This is a genomic window from Enterobacter cloacae complex sp. 6730903 (genome assembly GCF_048283985.1).
Taxonomy (GTDB): Bacteria; Pseudomonadota; Gammaproteobacteria; order Enterobacterales; family Enterobacteriaceae; genus Enterobacter; species Enterobacter hormaechei_C.
On sequence record NZ_JBLVXX010000189.1, the window covers coordinates 1 to 316 of the forward strand.

Consider the following 316-nt stretch of genomic DNA (forward strand, 5'->3'; position numbering starts at 1 on the left):
TGCTGGTACTGGTCCTACAGGTTTGAAAAATGCTCAGGATACTTGTGCAAAGTTAGCGGAGCTTGCTGGTGTTAACAGTTTCGAAGTACTTCCATTTTCTACAGGTGTGATTGGTGAGCAGCTTCCGATGGAACGTTTACTCGCTGGCTTACAGCCTGCATTAAATAGCGTACAAGACGCTGCATGGAGTGATGCGGCATCTGGCATTATGACAACAGACACAGTGCCTAAAGGTGCATCTGAACAATTTGAGCTTGATGGTATGACTTATACCATGACCGGTATTAGTAAAGGCGCTGGGATGATCCGTCCAAAC

The 316-nt window shown here is 46.2% G+C and carries 1 protein-coding gene; it reads left to right on the top strand.

Going from position 1 to position 316, the window contains the following annotated elements; genetic code table 11:
- The coding region (locus ACNQ0W_RS25505; RefSeq protein ID WP_417933322.1) for a bifunctional ornithine acetyltransferase/N-acetylglutamate synthase at nt 1-316 on the top strand (316 nt) is incomplete at both ends.